General features: G+C 43.0%; 19 protein-coding genes. 14 read left to right on the top strand and 5 right to left on the bottom strand.

All coding sequences use genetic code 11. The features are described from left to right. Nucleotides 1–189 precede the first annotated feature (189 nt). Nucleotides 190–1,680, bottom strand: coding sequence for a tRNA (N6-isopentenyl adenosine(37)-C2)-methylthiotransferase MiaB (miaB, locus tag VLA57_RS03765; RefSeq protein ID WP_333954393.1), 1,491 nt, complete (start codon nt 1,678–1,680; stop codon nt 190–192). 475 nt (nt 1,681–2,155) lie between these two features. On the opposite strand from miaB, the gene VLA57_RS03760 reads away from it, so the two are divergent. The 4 genes from VLA57_RS03760 to VLA57_RS03745 all read left to right on the top strand — a co-directional run bounded on the left by VLA57_RS03760 (nt 2,156) and on the right by VLA57_RS03745 (nt 7,301). Further along, complete coding sequence (locus VLA57_RS03760; RefSeq protein ID WP_133104727.1) at nt 2,156–4,363, top strand: lytic transglycosylase domain-containing protein; 2,208 nt, start codon at nt 2,156–2,158, stop codon at nt 4,361–4,363. Between the two features lie 458 nt (nt 4,364–4,821). Further along, nucleotides 4,822–5,481, top strand: coding sequence for a ribonuclease T2 (locus VLA57_RS03755; RefSeq protein ID WP_133104726.1), 660 nt, complete (start codon nt 4,822–4,824; stop codon nt 5,479–5,481). A 291-nt stretch (nt 5,482–5,772) separates the two neighbouring features. Next, nucleotides 5,773–6,762: a malate dehydrogenase gene (locus VLA57_RS03750; protein ID WP_442968860.1), complete on the top strand. Its 990-nt coding sequence runs from the start codon at nt 5,773–5,775 to the stop codon at nt 6,760–6,762. A gap of 299 nt (nt 6,763–7,061) precedes the next feature. After that, nucleotides 7,062–7,301, top strand: a complete 240-nt coding sequence (locus VLA57_RS03745; protein WP_133104725.1) for a DUF2789 domain-containing protein — start codon at nt 7,062–7,064, stop codon at nt 7,299–7,301. 114 nt (nt 7,302–7,415) lie between these two features. On the opposite strand, the gene ribF is transcribed toward VLA57_RS03745, so the two are convergent. After that, nucleotides 7,416–8,459, bottom strand: a complete 1,044-nt coding sequence (gene ribF, locus VLA57_RS03740) for a bifunctional riboflavin kinase/FAD synthetase (RefSeq protein ID WP_133104724.1) — start codon at nt 8,457–8,459, stop codon at nt 7,416–7,418. Nucleotides 8,460–8,714: 255 nt separating this feature from the next. Here ribF and VLA57_RS03735 point away from each other — a divergent pair, with 255 nt between their 5' ends. After that, nucleotides 8,715–9,350, top strand: a complete 636-nt coding sequence (locus tag VLA57_RS03735; RefSeq protein ID WP_133104723.1) for a GNAT family N-acetyltransferase — start codon at nt 8,715–8,717, stop codon at nt 9,348–9,350. 39 nt (nt 9,351–9,389) lie between these two features. On the opposite strand, the gene VLA57_RS03730 is transcribed toward VLA57_RS03735, so the two are convergent. The 3 genes from VLA57_RS03730 to ampD form a co-directional block, all read right to left on the bottom strand. Further along, on the bottom strand, nt 9,390–10,004 hold the full coding sequence (locus tag VLA57_RS03730) for a hypothetical protein (RefSeq protein ID WP_333954392.1): 615 nt from the start codon (nt 10,002–10,004) through the stop codon (nt 9,390–9,392). A gap of 122 nt (nt 10,005–10,126) precedes the next feature. Then, on the bottom strand, nt 10,127–11,677 hold the full coding sequence (murJ, locus tag VLA57_RS03725) for a murein biosynthesis integral membrane protein MurJ (protein WP_011514356.1): 1,551 nt from the start codon (nt 11,675–11,677) through the stop codon (nt 10,127–10,129). Between the two features lie 161 nt (nt 11,678–11,838). Beyond that, nucleotides 11,839–12,429, bottom strand: a complete 591-nt coding sequence (ampD, locus tag VLA57_RS03720; RefSeq protein ID WP_133104721.1) for a 1,6-anhydro-N-acetylmuramyl-L-alanine amidase AmpD — start codon at nt 12,427–12,429, stop codon at nt 11,839–11,841. Between the two features lie 217 nt (nt 12,430–12,646). Between ampD and VLA57_RS03715 the strand changes: the two genes are divergently transcribed. The 9 genes from VLA57_RS03715 (at nt 12,647) to VLA57_RS03675 (ending at nt 23,989) form a co-directional block, all read left to right on the top strand. Then, nucleotides 12,647–14,734 (top strand): Lnb N-terminal periplasmic domain-containing protein, encoded by a 2,088-nt coding sequence (locus VLA57_RS03715; protein ID WP_333954391.1) that lies wholly within the window; start codon nt 12,647–12,649, stop codon nt 14,732–14,734. Nucleotides 14,735–14,764: 30 nt separating this feature from the next. Further along, entirely contained in the window at nt 14,765–15,604 is an 840-nt protein-coding gene (locus VLA57_RS03710; RefSeq protein ID WP_133104719.1) for an SDR family oxidoreductase, read from the top strand. 85 nt (nt 15,605–15,689) lie between these two features. Next, entirely contained in the window at nt 15,690–16,685 is a 996-nt protein-coding gene (locus VLA57_RS03705) for a hypothetical protein (protein ID WP_201551251.1), read from the top strand. Nucleotides 16,686–16,756: 71 nt separating this feature from the next. After that, nucleotides 16,757–17,461, top strand: coding sequence for an orotate phosphoribosyltransferase (pyrE, locus tag VLA57_RS03700; RefSeq protein ID WP_333954390.1), 705 nt, complete (start codon nt 16,757–16,759; stop codon nt 17,459–17,461). Between the two features lie 102 nt (nt 17,462–17,563). Continuing rightward, on the top strand, nt 17,564–18,535 hold the full coding sequence (gene gshB, locus VLA57_RS03695; RefSeq protein ID WP_333954389.1) for a glutathione synthase: 972 nt from the start codon (nt 17,564–17,566) through the stop codon (nt 18,533–18,535). Nucleotides 18,536–18,873: 338 nt separating this feature from the next. After that, nucleotides 18,874–19,959: an undecaprenyldiphospho-muramoylpentapeptide beta-N-acetylglucosaminyltransferase gene (gene murG / locus VLA57_RS03690; protein ID WP_201551245.1), complete on the top strand. Its 1,086-nt coding sequence runs from the start codon at nt 18,874–18,876 to the stop codon at nt 19,957–19,959. Nucleotides 19,960–20,028: 69 nt separating this feature from the next. Next, complete coding sequence (gene murC, locus VLA57_RS03685) at nt 20,029–21,468, top strand: UDP-N-acetylmuramate--L-alanine ligase (RefSeq protein WP_011514348.1); 1,440 nt, start codon at nt 20,029–20,031, stop codon at nt 21,466–21,468. Nucleotides 21,469–21,509: 41 nt separating this feature from the next. After that, the gene (locus VLA57_RS03680) at nt 21,510–22,655 is read left to right on the top strand and encodes a D-alanine--D-alanine ligase (protein WP_263241575.1); all 1,146 of its coding nucleotides are present in this window, start codon (nt 21,510–21,512) and stop codon (nt 22,653–22,655) included. 506 nt (nt 22,656–23,161) lie between these two features. Beyond that, a complete protein-coding gene (locus VLA57_RS03675; RefSeq protein ID WP_201551243.1) occupies nt 23,162–23,989 on the top strand; it encodes a cell division protein FtsQ/DivIB in 828 nt (275 codons plus the stop codon). The last annotated feature ends 18 nt before the right edge of the window (nt 23,990–24,007 follow it).

Here is a 24,007-nt window from a genome sequence, read left to right as displayed (position 1 = left end):
TACTGGTATAAATTTTTCTTGCTTGCTGTGCCTGCGCAGACAGAGGCGGCGCAAAACTTATCCCAGTAGCACTGTGTTTGATTTATAGTGGTTTGACTATATTCATATAAAAGCTGATATTTAGTCATAAAAAAGCCGTTTACTATTGAATAGTGAACGGCTTTTTCTATGTTCTATTTGAAACAATGATTAAGCTAAAACTGCTTCAATCTCGCCTTTTACCATGTGCGGACTCACAAAATCAGTAATGCGTATGCTCACAATTTTACCCAACATCTCATCCATTTTATCTATCGCATAAGGGAACATTACGGTACGGGTATTGTCTGCTGTACCAATTAAACAATCAGGATGACGATTGGCGACTTGCTCAACTAATACGCGAGTCGTGGTGCCGACCATCTCATGAGTTTTAGCAAGCGTTGAGTCGATAATAACTTTTTGGAATTCTGCCAAGCGCTCTTTCTTAGTTTTGAAGCTCACATCGTCCGGCAGTTCTGCTGCTGGCGTGCCCGGACGTTTAGAGTAAATAAAGCTGTAAGAGTGATCGAAGTTTAACTCTTTTGCTAGATTTAACGTATCTTGGAAGTCTTGCTCAGTCTCACCGGGAAAGCCAATAATAAAGTCGCTTGATAAGTGAATATCAGGGCGTATGGCTTTGAGCTTATTAATTTGATTAATATAAACATCAATCGTATGATTGCGCTTCATTGCTGCCAATATCGCATTTGAGCCGCTTTGTACAGGCAGATGCAAGTGTGATACCAGCTCTGGCAGTTGCGCGTAAGCGTCAATGATATCATCAGTGAACTCTAGCGGATGGCTGGTTGTATAGCGAATACGCTCAACACCATCGACGTGTGACACATAGTGCAGGAGCTCTGCGAAACGACAAATACTGCCATCGTCTTTTTCGCCGCGATAGCCATTAACGTTTTGACCGAGTAGATTGATTTCACGTACACCTTGTGCCGCTAAGCTGTCAATTTCAGCCAATACATCGTCCAGTGGACGTGACAATTCTTCACCACGTGTATAAGGCACGACGCAGAATGAGCAATACTTAGAGCAGCCTTCCATAATGGAAACAAAAGCTTTAAATCCTTCTACTCTTGGCTCTGGTAAAAAATCAAATTTTTCGATACTTGGGAAGGATACATCCACCGTACCAATACGGTTCTTAGGCGCAATTTCACGCTGTTGATGTGATTGGTCATACAGCTCTGGCAAACGGTGCAACGTTTGCGGACCGAATACCATATCGACATAAGGCGCGCGCTTTTGAATGTTATCGCCTTCTTGCGAAGCCACGCAACCACCAACACCGATGACAAGGTCAGGGCGTTTTTCTTTCAATTTGCGCCAGCGACCCAATTCTGAAAAGACTTTTTCTTGGGCTTTTTCGCGAATGGAGCAAGTATTCATCAGCAGTACATCGGCTTCGTCGATATTATGCGTCACTTCCATGCCATGTGAGTCACCAAGCACATCAAGCATTTTGCCCGAGTCATAGACATTCATCTGACAACCTTGGGTGGTGACAAAAACCTTTTTGGTAGATGATTTTACAGGAGCTTGTGCTGAACTTAGTTCATTGAGTGCGGTGATCACAGGCGTGACAGCGGTAATGTCAGAGGCAGCAGCGTCATCGATGCGGGGATTGAATACAGTAACACTCATAAGGATAAGTCCATGATTGACCAAAAATATAGCGGGCTAGCCGATTAGCAGGTGACGTATTTTATCACAACCCCGCGCTAATGTGAAAAGTTAGCGTCTGCTCATTATTGTAAGTAGATTGAATTATTTATAATATTATCAATTGCTTATCGATCATTATTTGGTTATAAATAAGATGCATAATGATTGATGCCGATTTGTACGCAATAACACCTTCGTGTTACGCGGTGCTATCCAATTTATTAATGAAAAGTAAAGCTTATAGTTGAAAGTGCAACGAGTATAGTATGATGAATGTCATCCTATTAGCGTCATTGAATAAATCCTGATTTCTATCTGTCTAAAATATCGATTTAGGAATGTATTTTTTAAACCTATATTTTAGAATCATTTGATTAGAGTCACTTTTTTAAAAGCCTTTTTAAAATATTATTTAAGACCCATTATATAAGACCCACTATAAAAGAGAGTCAGTATGAAAAAGCCGCAGGTTGCTCCTGATATGATTGATAAAAATATATATCAAAATAATACGCATAAGAGTTCTAAAACAATGACGCTTAAAAAAAGCGCGCTGAGCTTGGCAGCGGCTGTCGGTGCTTTGGGCTTTTCGCAAGTAGCCTGTGCAGAATTGACATGGGGTGAGAGCGGCAGTTCTGAGCAACAAGGCAAATATCAAGTAGAGCGCTATCAGCCTGATGGCTATCAACCCAACAGTCAACAAAACACTTCTCAACAAAGTACTTTTCAACAAAACAATGCTTATCAACCAGACAATGGCGTGGGTTCATTCACTGCAGCAGCCATTGCGGCAGAGCGCGGTGATGTCAATGCGCTTTATAATTATGAGCAAGCTATGAGCGGTGGCTTATTTGCCATGTATCCTACTTACTGGCGGATGAATGTAGATTTGAATTCGCAAAGCCCTGCGGCAGTGTCGCAGTTTGTGCGCCAATATCCAGATACGGTCATGGCAGAAAAACTGGCCGCTGATTTTGCTGAAACCAAAGCGGGTTCAAATGATTATGCTGCCGTGCGCCAAGTGGCAAATTTGATCACCAATGCTGATGACAGTGAGAAGTGTGCGGTTGCGCTTGGGTTTAATAATGGCGGTGATACCATGCGCGCTATGGCGGCCAAATCTGATGTCTGGTTGACCACCAAAAAACAGCCAGCTCTATGTGATCAGCTAGCGCTTGAGATGAATAACAATGCCTTAATTAGCAACCCAGAGAGAGTTTCTCGCCTCAAACGTATGCTGCGTAAAGGCAAAACCGGTGATATCATGGCGTTATCTTCGCGCTTAGGTATGCCCATTCCTTATGCATCACTGAGTGACATCCAGCTTAATCCATCATCGTTTTTTAGTCGTTTCGCCCGCGAACCTGCCAGCCAAACCAATCAATATTTGTATCTTTATGCGATGGGACGTGTCGCCGAAAAGTCTTATCGTGAGGCGGCGTTGCAGTTAGAGTTTGATATAAAGCAAGACAATCAGCGTTCAGCCAAATTGTTAACCGATGATACTCGCCGCGCAGCTTATCGTACTCTTGGTGTGCAACGCATGAATCACAATACCGATGATGGCTTTAACGTTGAAGCCGTCGACTGGTTCCGTAACAGCTTAGACAATGATTTTAGTTTTGAAGAAGCAGAATATTATGCCATGGCAGCGATTCGTTTTAGTCGCTGGGATGATGTGGTCGAAGCCATCTCAAGAATGGATGCCGAAACCCAAAAAGCCAATCAATGGCAGTATTGGTTGGCACGCGCTTATGAGCAGTCAAATGATGGCAGCAAGCGCAATACTGCTAAGAAAATGTATCAAAATCTCGCTAAAAGTAACGAATATTATGGTTTGATGGCAAAGGAAAAAGTTGGTCAACGTTTTGATGCCAGCCGTTTGGGGGGTAGTAATTTACCTAATATCAGTAGCGCGGATCGTGCGCGCGTCATGCAGAATCCACATTTTGCCCGTGCATTTGCGTTATATAACGCTGATGCCAGCCGAGCTTATGCCAATCGTGAGTGGAACTGGGCGGTCAAAAAAGCACGTGATAACCGTGATGAAAAATTAATCATTGCAGCAGCGCGTCAAGCCTATGATATGGGCTGGCTAGACCGTGCGATATATGCCATTGACAATACTGACAACGTTAATAGCCTTGCGATATCGCATCCGATGCCGCACCAAGATGCTGTAGTACGCTATAGTCAGTCAGCTGGTATCGATCCCGCTTGGGCATATGGCATCATGCGTCAAGAGAGCCGATTTGTAGCCTCTGCGCGCTCAAATGTCGGGGCAAGTGGACTGATGCAAGTCATGCCGGATACCGCAAAATATATTGCCCGTAATTTGGGCGAGACATATAGCGCAAGCCGTGCCAATAGCGGTGATACCAATATCCGTTATGGTACATGGTATATGGGTGATATCTTTGGGAAGCTAAACAGTCAGCCTGTATTGGCAACGGCGGGCTACAATGCTGGTCCAAACAATGCCAAGCGTTGGCAGCCAACCTATGGCTCACTGGCAGCGGATCAGTACGTTGAGTCTATTGCTTTTCCTGAAACACGGAATTATGTCAAACACGTGATGGAAAATGCCACCATCTATAGCAGCTTATTGGGTAATGGTCAGCCAATCACTCAGCGTATGGGTACCGTACCTGCCGCATTTTAATTTGAGTAATAGCAAAAAACCATTAACCTTTTATCGTTAATGGTTTTTTTACAGCTGCAATTTGTTAGCTTAGCAATCGTATTTTGACGACCAAATTTTTTCAATAATGACAATGGTCAACACAGATGATTCATCTATCATGCATGTTTACGTTTTTGCTATAGATTAAAAGAGGGTTTTTGCTACCATTGCTGTCATTATGAGTGATTTTTTCACAAGGTGTTTTTGAGGTCCTCAATCGATGCTTGGAGCTTAATTAGCCAATTTGAGTAATACTACCCGAATCTAGAAGCTATTTTGCAAAAGCTGGTCTTTATCATTACTCAATACTTTACCTTCACATAATAAAAAACACCTCAATCTGTCTATATCGTTGCACATTAGGCATCGGTGAACTCTTTAAACCAAACTGGGCTTGATGCCAAAAAACAGTGATATCAGAGTACGTAAGTGACAATATGACAAGTAAACAGTATAACTATAGCGGTTGGACAGCTTTTAGTATCGCCACTTTGCTACTGTTGCAAGGGACAATGGCTATGTCTGCTCAAGCGGCTAACGCTAGTAAAAGTGGTCATCGCGTGCTGATGATTGAGATGACACCAGCATTATGTAACTTGCAACCAACGCGTTCGCGTATGCGTCAGTGCCTAGAAGGCTATTCTTTGACTGTGTCAGGTTTAGACATGGGTTATGGAGAACGCTGCGGACGTGGTAGTGAACCGCGTATCACACCGCTACAGTTAAAAGTCGTCAACCGTATTATGCCCGATACCACAGTGCGTACCCAAGCGTGGCAACGTTATGGCGCTTGTAGTCCATTAAGCTCCAGTAATTACTTCCGCCAAATCACTAACTATGCGGGCGCTCTCAAGCTGCCAAATGAGCTAAACACGGGCAATAGTTATACGGTATTAAAATCTCGTTTTATCGGTCAAATGACCAGCTTAAATAGTGGTATGACTCCTGCTAGTGTCGATCTGATTTGTCAGTCAGGTACGCAACGTCAAATGATATTGACGGATGTACATGTCTGTTATGAAGGCAGTGAATTTGGCAACTGTCATAATGTCGTGGACAATTGTGGCAGTAAATTCGTTATTTCAGGCGGTAAATAATCCGTCTTTATCTGGTTTGATTATCTCTCCTTTTACATCGCATACCCTACGTTTAACCTGTTTCTATCCTGCTATATAAATTGCCAATATATCATCGTATAAAATGTAACAATATAGTTAGGGATAGGTTTCTTGCTTTATCTAGACGCTTAATAGACTGAAGTGCTACACTAGCTCTCGGTTTATGACTACTATATTAATCGAGTAAGCATTCAGCGAGTAAATCGCTATCTAAATCGATAATCACCAATTAGAATCGTGAATATCTAATCAATAATTAGGGAGTATTCAATGTCAATGAAACAGCCTGTACGCGTTGCCGTGACTGGTGCCGCTGGTAATATCAGCTATGCTATGTTATTTCGTATTGCTTCTGGCGAGATGGTAGGTAAAGATCAGCCAGTGATTCTGCAATTACTTGAAATCGCTCCAGCACTCGACGCCCTAAAGGGTGTGGTCATGGAATTAGAAGACTGTGCATTCCCATTATTGGCTGGTGTCGTCCAAACTGATGATGCGACCGTGGCTTTTAAAGATGTCGATTATGCGTTACTCGTAGGCTCACGCCCTCGTGGTCCTGGTATGGAACGTAAGGATTTGCTAGAAGCCAATGCTGCGATTTTCTCAGCGCAAGGTAAAGCATTGAATGATGTTGCAAGCCGTGATGTTAAAGTATTAGTAGTAGGTAATCCTGCTAACACCAACGCTGTTATCGCTCAGCGTAACGCACCAGATTTAGATCCACGTAACTTCACTGCCATGACTCGCCTAGATCATAACCGTGCAATGGCACAGTTAGCTGGCAAGACTGACAGCACGGTTAATGACGTGAAGAAAATGATCATCTGGGGCAACCATTCATCAACTCAGTATCCTGATTTGACGGCGAGCACTGTAAATGGCAAACCGGCGTTAGACTTGGTTGATCGCGCATGGTATGAAGGTACTTACATCCCAGAAGTACAACAACGTGGCGCTGCAATCATCAAAGCACGCGGTGCATCATCTGCTGCTTCTGCTGCCAACGCAGCTATCGCACACGTACGTACGTGGGTAATGGGTACTGATGAGAATGATTGGGTATCTATGGGTGTCTATTCAAACGGTGAGTACGGTATTGCTAAAGGTTTGATTTACTCATTCCCAGTGACTTGTGCTAACGGCGATTGGTCTATCGTAGATGGCGTTGATGTGTCATCAGATTTCTCAAAAGAGAAAATGGCAGCCACTGAGCAAGAGCTGAGCGAAGAGCGTGATGCAGTAGCACACTTATTACCGTAAGCTTTTAGGCTATTGTCATATTAGGGCTGTTTATATTCAGCACTAAGTAAAAGGCCCTCATTTATCATGAGGGCTTTTTTTGTTTGAATTTTAGCGTGCTGTCAGCATTGTTTATGTTTATGTTGTATCGGTAAATAGCCTATTTATGATGCCTATTTCCGTATAATGCTTAAAGGTTAATACAATTGATAACGTTAGATAAACGTTGATTAACAGCTATTACTATAAAGCTTGCTACAATAATCAGGTTCATTTAAATAATAAGCATAAGTAAATTTTGCCATTTAAGGAGAAAATGTATGTTAGGCGAACCTGAATATAGTATGAGTGAGTTATTCGCTCAGTTGGGTCTTGATAGCTCTGATGAGGCGATTGATCGTTTTATTGAAAACAATCAATTAGTAAAAGAAGAAAAATTGACAGAAGCCAGTATCTGGAATGACAACCAACGTATGTTCCTACAAGAAGAGTGGGAAAAAGATGCAGCGTGGGTAGAAGTGATTGATGAGTTGAATGTACGTTTGCACCCACAGGCGTAAGTTATCAGTTAGGCAATAAAAAATATCCTGATAATAAACCAGCCATTAAAAAACCCACAACTTCAAAGGTTGTGGGTTTTTATTTATCAATGATTTGCTTAAAAGGGTCACTACTTAACCGTCCGTTTGCTTGTCTCGCCATTCCATCAATTCTTGTACATCATGATGAATACCTTCTTTTAGCGCATCCAAACTTTCGTAATGACGTTCTCCATGCAAATAATGCAAAAAACGCACCTGCAAGGTTAAACCATATAAGTCGGCTTGCAGTTTTGGAAAGTGTACTTCCAAACGCCAATCATGGGTTTTGTCGACGGAAGGTCTAGTGCCGATATTAGCAGTACCAAACAAACTGTGTGCCTGCAAACCTGCTATGCCTTTATGACCATCATCTGCACGTTTGACTAAATCGCTTGGTATAACATTGCCATCATTATCTAGGCTAACCACATCGACCGCAAAAATACCATGTAAGGCAGGCTTAATACGTTTTAGGTCAATATTAGCGGTCGGGAAGTCCATGGTGCGACCAATTTTATCACCGCCAACGACCGTGCCAGTAATAGCGTAATCTCGACCAAGTAATGCATTAGCCGCATCGATATCACCTGCCAATAAGAGATCCCGAATACGAGTGGAGCTGATGCGTGCTGCTTTATGATTATCGTCAGTAATCGTATCTAGATTGGTTACATGCAAACCATAATCGCGTAAAAACTGACTGTCACCAGTACGATCATGCCCAAATTTAAAATCATCACCCAATACTAAGGCTTGTACATTTAAACGCTGTGCTAAAATATCTGCAAATGCCTGCGCTGATAATGAGCGAAATTCGTTGTCGAAGCCTGCCACAATCAAGGTTTCAACGCCATATTCTGCTAGCAACGCTTGCTTTTCGGCAAGATTGGTTAAACGGGCTGGGGCAGCAGCAGGAGCAAAGAACTCTCTTGGCTGTGGCTCAAATATCATCACAGCAGAGCCAAGATTACGCGCCTTTGCAAGTTCGCGCACTTGAGTAAGCATCGCTTGATGTCCCAAATGCACGCCATCAAAATTGCCAATAGTGAGCACACAGGGCGCTAAAGCTACTGGGTTGGTATTGGTAGGCGAAGCGTCTGATGACGCCAGCAGTTGCTCAAGAAAATAGGTATTCATAAATGTTCAGCTATGATAGATGAAACCAGATAAAAAATGAAAAACACATTTGGATATAAAATCGATGTGTTTAAAATCAGCCATTATAAAGTAAAATAGCCAGACTAACATCCTATAGTCTGCTGATAATGGCAGAACGGTATTGTCCGTTTTATATCACAGTTATTTTACTGACTGAAGCTTGTTTGATTACCTAGAGATCGCTTTATAGGGTGATCAAACTATTAACGATGAATAACCCATTACGGAGGTGCTATGTCTGCAATAACAGCTAACCCACATTCTAAACCTATTTTTGATCGGACTAATTTGCCTATATTGACGAATAAGTTTGGCGATACATTTATGGTGCAGTATGCGACTGCAAATGATTTATCTGAAGTTTTAGCCATTTATAATCAAAGTATTGCTGGTAAGCAGGCAACAGCCAATCTAGAACCAGTGACTTATGAAGAGCGGGCAGCTTGGTTTGTAGAACATATCGAGAGTGCAACACGACCTATCTATGTCGTTAGAATGATAGATATAGCTATGGAAGACGATATGCATAAAAAACGCCCGTCAATTGTCGCATGGGGCAGCTTTAGTGATTTGTATGCGCGTCCGGCTTATCATATTAGTAGCGAGATCAGCATTTATATTCACAACAACTATCATAGTCGAGGTCTAGGCAGTTTATTGCTTCGCTGGATGTTGCAGCAAGCGCCAAGCCTCGGTATTCGTAATGTTGCAGCGCTTATTTTTGCCCATAACCAGCCAAGCTTGGGGTTATTTCGTAAGCTTGGCTTTGAGCAATGGGGGTTGATGCCACAAGTCTGTGATATGGATGGATTTATCGCTGATGTGGTGATGCTGGGTAAACGGGTGATAGATAATGACAATAATATCTAAGATAACTATGGTGACATTCCTGCTTTAAACAAGCATTTTTTACCCCAATATTTTCCATTCACCATTGATTTTTTGCAGCTCATAAGCCAAAGGCGCAGGCTCACTTTGACCTTTTAATCTTAGCTCACCTGTGACCGTGGCTTTTGTTTTATCGCTATTGTACTTGGTATCAATAATAGTGACCGCTTCAACCGTCTGCTTAAAGGCAAACTGGGTGTTTTTTAACTCTTCAGCGAAATTCTCCATATCGACTTTATAGTATGACGCTGCTTTCTCAACGTCGCCATAATATAAGGTATCAAGCGCTAGTTTCACCGTATTTTCTGGTGTACCTGCTTCGGTTCGATTGGTTAGTATACTTGGCTCTTTTACAGCCGCTGCGATAGGGCTGATATCTTGACTGACGATGTCGTTATCTGTCTTAGCCGTATCACTGTTAGCTATGCTATCAGTCTTATTAACATCAGGAGTACTATCGACATCATCCGTGCTGTTAACAGTATTTATGGCAGATGAGCTGTCCGTTGTCTCGTCTGCTGGCTGGGTCTCTACCTTGTTATTATCGCTACAGCCGCTTATTAATAGTCCAGCACTGAGTAGACCGGTCGCAAAAATCATAGGTAAGCGTTGAGCTGCAAGCTGCTGAGTAGTCATATAAAACCTTAATATTGAGTAATTTAACAATAAGCCATTATGGCAACTATCAGCAGTATGCACTGTCAATTCTCATATTGAGCTTGTTTTGGTTTGGTAAACCAATAATTTGTCACACCCTTTTAACCATGTTTGAGTTGGCGAGGACGGAAGCCTGTTGCTAATAATACTCCGCCGTAAACCAGCGCACCGACCACACACATAATCAGCAGCGCAACCAAACGTTGCCACTGTGCCTTATCAGTTGGAAAGTACGGTAGCATGACATAAAGCACAGCGATCATGGCACTGGTAGAGATTGCAAACTGCGCAAACAGTTTTTTCCAGTGACTACCAAAACGGAAAATATCACGCTTATGCAAGAAGTAATACAGTAAGCCTGCATTCACAAATGATGCGCCAGTTGTCGCAAGTGCCAGACCGCCATGCAATGGAATCTCAAGGAAGTAAAATATCCCAATGAAGATAACACTAAAGATCATATTAGCAAAAACGGAAATAATACCGATTCTGACGGGCGTACGGATATCTTGACGAGCAAAAAACGCAGGGGCAAAGACTTTAATCAACATAAAGCCTAAGATGCCACCCGCCATGCTTTTTAGCGCAAGCGAACTCATTTGCGCATCACGTAAAGTAAATTCGCCACGTAAAAATAGCGCTTGCATGAGCACGTCAGACAGAATAAACAGTGCTGCCGATGCAGGTACACCGACTAAGATAATTAAGCGAGCTGCCCAATCGATGGTCTTTTTAAAACTGACATCGTCTTTTTGGGCTTCACTTTTTGATAGGCTTGGCAAAATGACTGTACCAATTGCCACACCAATTAAACCAAGGGGTAACTCGCTCATACGCTCAGCGGCATATAACCACGAGACTGAGCCGCCAATCATCAAAGAGGCAAAGATAGTATTTAATAGCAGATTAATTTGAGTAACCGACACCCCAAAGATAGCAGGTAGCATCAGCTTTAATATGCGTCTGACGCCTTCATGCTGGAAGTCAATTTTGGGCATCACCAGTAGTTTTTGCTGGGATAACTGTGGCAATTGCAGTAGGAGCTGTAATAAACCAGCGATAGCGACCGCATAACCGAGCGCCATAATGGGCGTCTCAAACATAGGTGCAAAAACCAGCGCGCCACCAATCATACACAGATTGAGTAATACAGGTGCAAAGGCTGGTGCCGCAAAACGTCCGTAGCTTTGTAAAATACCACTGGCAAAAGCGGTCATTGAGATAAATAATAAGTAAGGGAAGGTTAGGCGCAACAGCTCAGCGGTAATCGCAAACTTATCAGGTTGATCAGCAAAACCGGGCGCAAATAAAGTCACGACCCACGGTGCCATTAAAATAACCACTACGGTAAGCATCGATAAAATTAACATCAGCGCACCTGACGTGCGACTGACTAATATCTGTACTTCTCGTAGACTATATTTTTCTTTATATTCAGATAAAACAGGTACAAAGGCCTGACTAAATGCGCCTTCAGCAAACAGGCGTCGCAGAAAGTTCGGTATCTTAAAGGCGACCAAGAAAGCGTCCATCAGACCGCCAGCGCCAAAGACGCCTAATAACACAATATCGCGTACCAGACCTAAAATACGCGACAGCATGGTCATGCTACTGACCACCATGGTTGAACGAAATAACCGACTTTTTGCCATGAGAACCTATTATGCCAATTTGTTTAGTGATGGTTGCTTGCTGATTTACGAGAGTCAAAAAAACTGTCAGATTATAGCACTTTCATAACCTAGGTAAATGCATTGAATATGGAATATGTATTCTTCTATTTCTTGAGACTTTATCCTCACTGAAGTAAGTTTTAGCCCTCAAGAAGGCGGGCTACCATTTCACGCAATCTTGTCCATTCAAAACAATCACCGGGGTCAGTCTTGCGAACAGGTGCAATGTCACTATGACCAGTCAGATGCCGACGGGTTTTGGGATACGCGTCATAGATTGCGACGATTGCGTTTGCCAATGCCTCATACTGCGCCGCGCTAAAGGGCACAAAATCTGACCCTTCAAGCTCAATGCCAATGCTATAATCATTACATTCGGCTCGACCAAGATAGCTCGACCTGCCGGCATGCCATGCACGCTCGTTAAAGTTCACAAACTGCGTCATCGTACCGTCACGCTCGATAAATAAATGTGCGGAAACTTCAGCGCCTTTTATTGTCTGAAAATAAGGATGGGCGTCCCAGTCTAATTGATTGGTGAACAAGGCTTTGACGTAGTGGTTGCCATCAGAACCGCACGCGCCAAACTCGTTAGGCGGTAGGCTAATATTGTGAATAACAATTGTATCAATGCTGGTATGTTCAGGTCTTTTATTAGTGTTTGGCGATGCAAGCCACATGGCGGCAGATAATTGACCCTCGTTGATAGTCATTGATGATGCTATAGACATAATGCTCTCTTTTATCGTGGTTATTAATCAGCAGAAGAATGCGTTTTATCGTAAATTTGGTATAAATAAATAGCAAATATATCGTCATTTCAGTATAAACAAGAGAGACGTCAATAATATTTTGCTAAAAGTCTATTGTTACTCATAAATGTTCAAATTTTTAATGAGCGTCCATCACGCGATAAGCGTATCACCTTTACAGTGCGAGATTTTACTTATGTCCATACACTCAGTTTCAAATCGTATTGCGCTAGATGGTACGCCAATACAGCTTAGCCGCCGTGCACGTTTGCCACTGGCGATAGCTGGACTGCTGCTAACTGCGCAAGCACAGGCATTTTTACCAACGCCTGCATCACTGGTTACGACTGGTGAGCTTGCACTTAATACCGATGCCAATACCAATAATAACAAGGCTAAAGCCGAAACAGATGCAAATCAGCTGCTAAATCTATGGCGTGAGCAGGCTAAGACAAAAAATCTTGCCCAAGATACGACGTGGCGCCGCTTATTATATTTCTCTGATGAGAAAAAAGGCTTGTTTAGCAAAAATAAAAATATCAGTGCGGTCGATGACGCTCGCTTCTTTTTGAGCTCAAATGGGCGTGAGGATTCAGGTGCTGAGCTTGATGCGATGCTTGTTGCCTTTGCTGATGAGATGGCTAATAAAACCAATAACTCTAAAACTAATCATACTGCTCAAGCTAGTAATAGCAGCTCTGCGCTATGCCGTTTCCCAGCAAGAGCAAAATGGCTAAGTGATACCTTAGCTATTGATAAGTCAGCGATGCAGGTAACTTGTCCAGAGCTGACGGAATGGATGCAAAAGCTTGCCCCTGAGCAGCTGTCTATTATGTTTGCCCAAGAGTACTTAGACAATCCTTTGTCTGCCTTTGCGCATACCTTGTTGCGTATCGATTCAAAAGCAAGTGTGGCTGATCCAAGCCAAATTCATCATGCTTATGCGCTAAATGATACGGTCGATGGCGATACCAAAGATAACTTTGTATTGTACGCCATCAAATCTATGACGGGCGGCTATAACAATCTGATCGAGATTGACCCTTATCCAGAAAAGCTTGCTAAATATCTGCAAGACGATGAGCGTGATGCGTGGACATATCAATTGGATTTGACCCCAGAGGAAGTACAGCAAATCATATTGCACGTTTGGGAAACCAAAGATTTAAAATTGCCCTATTACTTTACCTCTGACAACTGCGCCTCTGAGATTTTGCGCTTGATAGATGTGGTACGTCCAGAGCAGCATTTATTAAGTCAGCTGCCTTATGCCGTTATTCCATCAGATGTGGTACAGCTGCTGAACAAAGAAGGTTTTCTTGCTAGCACCAATTATACGCCGGCTGATAGTACCTTACGCCAAGCGCAATTGAACAAAGTCAAACAGGAGCGTGAGCAGCTCGGCTACCATAACAACCCCAAACAGATGCTTAATGAGATTAAGTCGGCCCAGCTCAATAAAGTTTCGAGCATGTCAGCTGATGGTCAGACGTTACTCCCTCATCAGATTGCGGTCTCAGATACCAATCCTCTCAATCGACATTCGCTGCAAATGGGCAGTATTGGTATCGGTCAGCGCGGCGATAATAATTACATCGATCTTGGCGCACGCGCAGGCTATCACGATACCCTTGATAATCCATCTGGTTTTCCGCAGTTCTTTGATTTAGAAGGTGCTTCTGCGACTTTGCGTTTGTATGACACAGATAATGATAAAGCCAATCAGCCAAAAAGTGTGGTGTTACAGAATTTGACTTTGATTAAAGGGCGTTCTTTTAACCCTGTCAATTCGGCTAAGAAGGGCAAAACCTGGGGCGCGAGTATAGAGGCCACGCGTGTAAACGATGGCTCGCAGCAAGACGGTACCGACCATTTAGTTGGTAGCTTGGGCTATGAGTCTGGTTGGTCATGGGCATTTGGTACGCCTAGTGCAGGTACAGGCGAGATGCCGCCGCAGCTTTGTTATACCTTTTTGGCAGGTACCGCGCAAACGGGGCGTGGTATTAATAAAGGCTTTCGTGTCGGCGCAGGCGTAAACGCTGGCTGTCGTTATCAGATTAACAATCGGTTACGTGCGCAGGCTGAATTGCAATTGCCATATTGGTATCATGGCAGCAGCGACGACTCTAATGTGCGCGGTCATTATTGGCAGCCGATATCAAGCTTAGGGCTACAATACGATATCGATAAAAAACAAGCATTACGTATCAATGCCAATTATGAATGGCAAGATCGCATTGATGCTAATGACGATGTACAGCTGTCATATCGACGTTATTTTTAGCAGCATCTTCAAAGGCAGGCAGGAATTATGATGAATACGCATAATATATTAATTATCGGTCAAGGTGACATTGGATTACCAGTGACCAATAAGCTTGCGCAAGATAGCTTAAATGTCACAGGGCTGGCACGTAATGAGCGACAGCATTACGCACTGGATGATAAAGCTAAATTTATGCAAGCAGATGCGTTGACGCTTAGCGCTGAGCAACTGCAAGACTTTACTCATATTGCTATCATCGTCACCCCTGATGAGTACTCAACCAATGGTTATCACAATAGCTACTTGGCGATTAACCAGCATCTAGCGTTGCTTGCGGATAAACTATCCAATCTTCAGCGCATTGTTTTTATTTCTTCAACTGGCATCTATGGGCAAGATAACGGTGAATGGATCGATAAAGATACCGTGCCGATGCTGCCTAAACGCGAAGCATCACAGGTGATATTGCAAGCAGAGCAAATGCTGAAACAAGGTTTTGATAATAAAACAATTATCATCCGCCCAAGTGGTATTTATGGGCGCGAGCGCTTAATGCGTGTGCGTAAAGCTAAAGAGTCAGAGAAAAAGCCGATAGCAGCTGGCGTGTGGACCAATCGCATTATGGACTCTGATTTGGTCAATATTATCGCCAAAGTACTGACGATAGAGGTACCAAAGCCTGTTTATATTGCAACCGATTATTTGCCAGTGACTTCCTTTACGCTGACCATTTGGCTATGTGAGCAACTGGGTGAAGCGCTGCCAGTACTTGATGATAAGAATAGCGCCATGACCGGAAAGCGCTTGCATAGCAATATTCCGTTAGCGTGGCTGACGTATCCTGATTGGCAAATGGGATATGAAGATATTTTGCGTCATCAGAATTAATAAATTAGCTATAGTGCTCAAATACGTTTTCAAATATATTGTTCATGGATGCTGTTTTATAATAGCACTCACTTAGGGAGATTTCATGACCCAGCCTTTTACTTCTGATGAGGGTTTATTCAGTGTTGATCTTGTGGCAGAGGGTCAGTTTGCAAATAATAATGCGGCGCAATCAGCCGTTTTATTCAGTAGTGACCAGCCTGCGATTGTCCATCCTAATTTTGATCCGACGCAAGTGCCATTAGATCCTGCAAGACCGCTAACGGATATTCCAGAACCAGCGCGACGCTTAAATGGGCAATTACGCCGATTATATGGCAATGCTGCCCGTTTTTATCAGCCTGATAAGGACAGCTTGTCAAAATGGTCGCTTATTGCGTCAGAGGCATTAGCAGAACATTTATCATTACTAAACGCTGCTAAATTGATAGCGCTGCCTGATAGTTTTTATCACAATCAGAGCGAGCAGCCATTAATGTCGTCGTTAAATGAGATGGTTTTACTAGATATGTCAGATATTCAACAAGCAATTCGGGCGTATCCAAGATTGAATCGTTATGGATTTTCAGAGACAGAGAGCGAAGAGAGTGATAAAGATATTAATGCTAAAACCAAAGTATCTGCTGCACTATCTCTGCGCACCCTGACCAAACGCTATAACCCTGATGAGCTTTTAAATAGTATGTATGCTGATGACTGGCACGTAATACTGCAGCCGCAGCAGTTCGAGTTAGGTGAGGGCAGCTTAGCGACTGATATTATGGCGTGTAGCGTTGCTGTTCATGCTTTAAAGCAGTGCAGCCGTCGCAAAAGTATCAACCATAGTTATAGTGCCGCGCAAATTTGCCAGCATATACGCAGCTACTTACTCAGTCAGAGTATCTGTGAGCCTGCTCAGCGGCATGCCTATCGCCAAATTCGAATTTTTGCAGGGCATGTGATCATAGCCGCTCATCATTTGTGCTGGAACATTCAAGTGAGTCGTGATGGTCACTGTTATTTTGACCTCTCTTCACGTTGCGGTCTTCTGACCCGATATCCCAATATGCAAGATTATGATATCAATGGTTGGTCAAGTTAAGCGCCAACGCCTATAATGCGCGTCATGATAATCATTTTTAAACCTTTCTTTTTGTTCATAGGAATTCTCTAATGCCCCATGCCCAATACGCTAACAATGTCCCATTTTCATCTCATGCCTTTATTCAACTGGCGTTAGACAACCAAGTCTTAAAGTTTGGTGAGTTTGTCTTAAAGTCTGGTCGCATTAGCCCGTATTTTTTTAATGCAGGTTTGCTTGCATCAGGTGAGATGTTGTCGCTATTAGCACGTGGTTATGCAGATGCCTTAGCTGAACAGATGGCTGCTACAAATAAGGGTAAAGGCGCACAAGAACTGGTTATCTTTGGTGCGGCTTATAAGGGTATTCCCTTTGTGGCAGCAACCGCACAGGCTTTATGGTTACATCATGGTATCAATGCCAACTGGGGCTACAACCGTAAAGAAGCCAAGACACACGGTGAAGGTGGTAATTTGGTCGGCGCTGACGTCAGTGGCAAGGCGGTTTGGGTATTGGATGATGTGATTACCGCTGGCACAGCGATGCGTGAAGTGGTTGAGATTTTAGAACAAGCTGGGGCGCAGGTTGCCGGTATTATTGTGGCGCTTGACCGTAAGGAAAAAGGCTTAGCTGAGCACTCTGCGATTCAGGAACTGGCGGCAACGTTAAACGTTCCAGTGCGCGCCCTTATTGATATTGATGACTTGATTAGCTATTTAGCAGAGAGCAATGATCCGAACAAAGATGCAACCCAACTTGCAAAAATGCAGCATTACCGTACCCAGTATGGCGTATAGTTAAGCGTAACTATTGCTATCTATACTTGTCTATATGGGTATGCTGATATGTGATTTGTGTATATTTTATCTATTAATAACATCCTGTAAATGAGTATTCTTATGAGCCTAGAACAGCCAAAAAAATCTTTGAACATACTTGTGATTATGGATCCCATTGAGCAAGTTAATTATAAAAAAGACACCAGTCTGGCTATGATGTGGTCGGCGCAAGATCGCGGTCATCGTCTGGGTTACTGTCAGATTCATGATTTATGGCTTGATCGTGGGCAGTTGATGGTCGATACGCAGTCAGTCACTGTCAAGCGTGATCCTGAGGATTTTTATACGTTAGGGGATAAGACGACAGGTTCGGTCAGCGATTATGATGTGATTTTGATGCGTAAAGATCCACCGTTTGATATGCGCTTTATTTATGCAACTTACATGCTTGATCATGCCAAAGCCGCAGGTGTACTGGTCGTCAATGACCCACAAGCCATTCGTGATTGTAATGAGAAATTGTTTGCTACTTGGTTCAGTGACTATATGAGCCCAACGATTGTGACCAGTAAACAGGCTCACATTCGCAAATTTATCGCTGAGCAGCAAGACGTTATTGTCAAGCCATTAGATGGTATGGGCGGTACGGGTATATTTCGTTTGACTGCTGATAGCCCAAATATTGGCGTGACGCTTGAGATGTTGACTGAGCTTGAAACGCTGCCAATTATGGCGCAGCGTTATCTACCAGAGATTAAAGAAGGTGATAAGCGCGTACTTATTGTCGATGGCACTGTGGTTGACTATACCTTGGCTCGTATTCCAACAAAGGGTGAAACGCGTGGGAATCTTGCCGCTGGTGGTAGCGGTGTAGCCATGCCGCTGACCGATATCGAACGCCAAGTTGCAGAAGTGGTCGCGCCTATTGTCAAAGCAAAAGGGCTGATGTTCGTCGGTTTAGACTTAATTGGCGGACGCATTACGGAAATTAATGTCACCAGTCCAACCTGTGTACGTGAGATTGATGATCAATGTGGTACAGACATTGCGACCGATTTTATCATCGCAATAGAGCGAAAACTTTTAATCTAATAGGCTGCTAAAGTTTGTTAGTTAAATAAGCTGTAAGGATAGAGTAATGTAATGCTCATCTACTGGCACAATGAGTAAAAATAGTTGTGCTAACATAGATCGTTAAAACGTCAGGGAACTAGCGTTTTGATAACGATTTCGCGGTATTTACCAAAGCCAAGTCGCGATTATTCACGGCTTGGATTTTTGTTATTGGTCGGGCAGAAATGACTATATATCAGACCACGATTTACACTATACTATGCGGGCTTTTAAACAGCTCTAATGACCCGATGAGTAAGATGGCTATAGGACAATAAGTCCTTCATATCAATACAAAAAAGATAGGCAGGCGTTTCATGAAGACACCGCACATATTAATGATGGCTGCTGGTACTGGCGGGCATGTATTTCCAGCACTTGCGGTTAGTGAAGAACTGACTAAGCGCGGTGCGGTGATTCATTGGTTAGGCACACCAAACGGTATGGAGAATGGTTTGGTGGCGCCAACCGGTTATCCTTTTCATGCGATTGAGATGCAAGGCTTACGCGGTAAAGGGATTGGGCGTTTGCTTAAAATGCCAGTTACATTGCTTTCTGCGACTATGGCAGTGATCAAAATCATTCGTGGTAATAATATTGATATAGTGGTTGGCTTTGGCGGATATGTCAGCGCACCCGGCGGTATAGCAGCCCGTTTGACCAAGACACCGCTTATTATCCATGAGCAAAATGCCATTGCTGGCATGAGTAACCGCTACTTAGCGAAGATGGCGACCAAAGTCTTGCAAGCGTTTGAAAATACCTTTGGTAATAGTCAGCTTGATGCAAAACTTGAAACAGTTGGTAATCCAGTACGTAATGCGATTACTGGTGTTGCTGAACCTATAGCGCGTTATGATATAAATGACTGCTCAGCATTAAAACTGCTAGTGGTTGGCGGCTCACTGGGTGCACAAGTGCTAAATGAGACCGTGCCAAAAGCACTGGCGTTAATAGAAAGTCCGTTTGAGGTACGTCACCAATGCGGGCGTAATAATGAGGCTGCCACACAAGCAGCTTACGATGAGCAAGATTTGAGTATGCACAAGTTTACCGTACAGCCATTTATCGATGATATGGCAGCGGCTTATAACTGGGCAGATATTATTGTTTGCCGTGCTGGTGCGTTGACCGTTACTGAAATCCAAAATGTGGGTATTGCCGCGATTTTTGTACCATTGCCAAGTGCAGTTGATGACCATCAAACGGCAAATGCGCGGACGTTGACATTACATAAAGCGGCGATTCTATTACCGCAAAATGAATTGACGCCCAAACGCTTGAGTGAAGAGCTTGCAGCCCTTGATCGACCTGCTTGCTTAGAGATGGCAAAAAAAGGTCATACGCTTGCCAATCGCCAAGCCTGCCAACACGTTGCCAATACTATCTGGCAAGCTTTATAGATAAACAAATAAATACCCGATATTTTTGCCTTATTATATTTTATCCGTCTTATAAAAAGAGAAACCCTTATGCCAACCTCTGCTAAAGCCTTAACCAAACGTTTGATTGAAATACCAGAAATGCGCCGTATTCAGCATCTACATTTTATTGGTATTGGTGGTTCAGGGATGTGCGGTATCGCTGAGGTTATGAATAATCAAGGCTATCAAGTCAGTGGTTCTGATATTACTGAGAGCTTAGTGACCAAACGTTTGGCGCAGATTGGTATTGATATTGCTATCGGTCATGATTCCAAAAACATTGCCAATGCTGATGTCATCGTTGTATCGTCTGCCATCGATCGTAGCAATCCCGAAGTAAAAGCAGCACTCGAAGCACGTCTTCCGGTAGTGCGCCGTGCCGATATGCTTGGTGAATTGATGCGTTATCGTCACGGTATTGCTATTGCTGGGGCGCATGGTAAAACCACCACGACCAGTTTGCTGACCACTATGATGGCAGAAGGAAATTTAGATCCTACTTATGTGATTGGCGGTAAGCTTAATGCTTCGGGTAAAAATGCCGCGCTTGGTAGCAGTCGTTTTCTAATTGCCGAGGCTGATGAGTCTGACGCTTCATTCTTGTCATTGCATCCGATGGCGGCGATTGTCACCAATATTGATCAAGATCATATGGAAACTTATGGTAATAGTTTTGATAAATTAAAGGCAGCTTATATTCAGTTTTTACAAAACATGCCGTTTTATGGTTTGGCAGTGGTCTGCGGTGATGATCCTGAGCTGTACGCGATGATTGATGATATTGGGCGTCCAGTATTGACCTTTGGTCTTGAGCCATTTAATGATGTACAAGCCGTTGATTTGGTCACCGAAGGTACAAAAACCCATTTTACAGTACTACGTCGTGATCATGAGCCATTGCGTCTGACACTGAATATTCCGGGCGTGCATAATGTCTACAATGCGCTTGCAGCCATTACTATGGCGACTGACGAAGGCGTGGATGATGCGGCAATTACCCGTGCGCTACAGAAGTTTGAAGGGGTTGGTCGTCGTTTTGAGCAACATGCCTCTGTGGAGATAGATGATGGTAATGTGCTGCTGATTGATGATTATGGTCATCATCCAAAAGAAGTTGATGCCACCATCAAAGCGGCGCGTCAAAGCTTCCCTGAGCGTCGCTTAGTGATGATGTTCCAGCCTCATCGTTACAGCCGTACCCGTGACTGCTTCGATGATTTTGTCGAAGTACTCTCAAGTGTTGATGAGTTATTATTGTTGGATGTCTACTCTGCTGGTGAAAGCCCTATTGCCGGTGCGGACACTAAAGCCTTAGCACGTAGTATACGTTTGCGCGGTGCCGTCGAGCCAACGATAGTGGATAAAGATAATATTGCCCCTGTCATGCAGCGATTATTGAAAGCAGGTGATATGCTGATCACCCAAGGCGCGGGTAATGTCGGGCAAATAGCTATCGATCTCGCCGCGAATAATCTTTATATCAAATAAGCCTTAGAAGCATTGCTTTAAAAATATTAGGAGCACTAACAATGACCATGAATAATACTAAAGAAAATAATAATATTGATAAAGATGGCGTTAATGTTGAGCAAAACGCTACAGATAACAGTAAAAACAACATTAAAGGCAATGTTCAAAATAACGCTGCCCCTATTATCAATCCAGAAACAGCTTTAGCAGCTGCTGCACAAGCAGAGCAGGATAAAGTAAATAACAATAGCCAAAGCGCTAATACGTTACCCGCTATTAAAGAAAGTAAAGTAAAAGAGGCGAGTGAGTTTGGTAGAGTTGCTGTCATTTACGGTGGTAATAGTAATGAGCGTAGCGTGTCTTTAGACAGCGGTGCAGCTGTATTGCAAGCACTACAAAACCAAGGGGTTGATGCCACGCATTTTGATCCTAAGCATCAAGACATTACTGAACTACGTCAGTATGATCGTGTATTTAATGTCTTACATGGTCGTGGTGGCGAAGATGGTCTGCTGCAAGGCGTACTACAGTGGTTTGATATTCCTCAAACTGGCTCAGGTATTTTAGCGTCAGCACTTGGTATGGATAAAGTACGTACCAAACAGCTGTGGCAAGGCTGCGGATTATCGACTGCACCGTTTTCACTGCTAACCGCTGATACCGACTGGCAGCAGGTGGTTAATATGTTAGGACTACCACTGATTATCAAGCCTGTTCATGAAGGCTCAAGCATTGGTATGACTAAGGTTAATAACCTTGATGAGCTTCCTGCTGCCTATGCAACCGCCGTACAATGTGGCGATGTAGTGATGGCGGAGCGCTGGATAACTGGTCGCGAGTTTACTATCGTTATCATTGATGATGAAGCTTATCCTGTCATTCGCTTAGAGCCTGCGGATATCACCAATTTTTATGATTTCGAAGCCAAGTATAATCGTAACGATACCAGCTACTATATCCCTTGTGGTTTAAGTGCTGCGGATGAAAAGCATTTGCAAGATCTAAGTTTATCGGCGTTTCGTGCCGTTGATGCAAAAGGTTGGGGACGTATCGATGCGATGCAAGACGAAGCGGGCAACTTTTGGCTACTTGAGATTAATACCGTACCGGGCATGACCAGTCATAGTTTGGTACCCATGGCAGCCAAAGCTCGTGGCATGGATTTCGAGAGCTTGTGCTGGCATATTTTGGCGCAAACGGTGTAACACCTTATTAAATGAGTCACTGCCTATATACAACAAGCTGTTCTTAGTAATTATACAAGAGTGATTATTTCAATAAATGAGGTATTTAAACTATTTATCATTGTTGAATAGTAGCTTCTCATTATTCGTAATGTATCGCTATAGCTGCTATACCACAGCTTCGTGTAAACTTGTGTAAATTCGTTAGTAGTAGTAGGGGTTAGGCTATTGTTTGAAGGTAAAATGCGTTAATATTGTAACTATCTAGTGGTTTTGGTGATAGTTATGCAACGCTTTGGTAAGTCCTTCATTAAATAAGAGAAATGTTACATTTAAAGGCCGATAAGCACACTTTATATTGCCATTTAAAGTTACGAATTGATAGCATATCTATTAAGTAGATTTTACGTCTACTAAGGTGATAAGCGCTTTTGCATAAATAAAAAAAATCCTCGATTTACGTAAATATGAATCGAATGTATGAAATATACAGATTATTTTGATTAAATATAGGGACGAAGTTTAATATGGCTCAAACTGTCAATGACGTCGCTGACTTGATGAGTGATAAAACCCGTCACCCAAAATCAAACTTTCAAGTACCTACTGCGGTTAGATACTTTTTTACCGTATTGGTGCTTGGGTTATTAGTGCTGATATTGATAATGGGCGGTAAGGCTTTACGTGACGCACCTCCAGCAGCTATTCATGTCGATCATCAAGGATTGACGGTTGCCGAATATCGGGCGCTACAGCATGTCATGAATCAGCAAAGTGTGAGCAGCTTTTTCACCTCTGATTTGCAAGTGCTGAGAGATATTACCACTGGTTTGGCTTGGGTTGATCAAGTCAGTATTAGTCGTGACTGGCAAAAAGGTATTGTGGTTACTGTATTGCCTAAGCAAGCAGTGGCAAATTTTGGTACTGAGCGTCTAGTGGATGCAACAGGCAATGTGTTTGTCCCTGCTGATAGTAGAGATTTAACGCAAGAGAACTTTGCAACTTTGCAAGGCAATATGACTCAAGCACCGGTTATTATGCAACAGATGCAGCAAGTCAATGACTGGTATGCTCCGCTTGGCTTACAAGTTGAAGATATTATTTTGTCGCCAAGAATGACGTGGCTGATTCGTTTTGATAATGGGTTACGTATTATCGTTGATAATGAGAATACAGCGCAAAAGCTACTGAACTTAAGCCAGCTGCTGGGTAATCAATTAAAAAACCGCCGTGATGAGATACAATCAGTAGATCTTCGTTACAAAAATGGATTTACGATTGCATGGAATATAGCAGTGCCAAAAGATAATGACACACCCGTAAACGAAAAACCATCAACTGAAGCACCTCTATAAGTAATATATAAAGTAGCC

The sequence above is a fragment of the Psychrobacter sp. S4(2024) genome, from assembly GCF_036861305.1.
Taxonomy (GTDB): Bacteria; Pseudomonadota; Gammaproteobacteria; order Pseudomonadales; family Moraxellaceae; genus Psychrobacter; species Psychrobacter cryohalolentis.
Note: the sequence above shows the minus strand (reverse complement) of the source record. Positions and strands in the feature narration are given on the sequence as shown.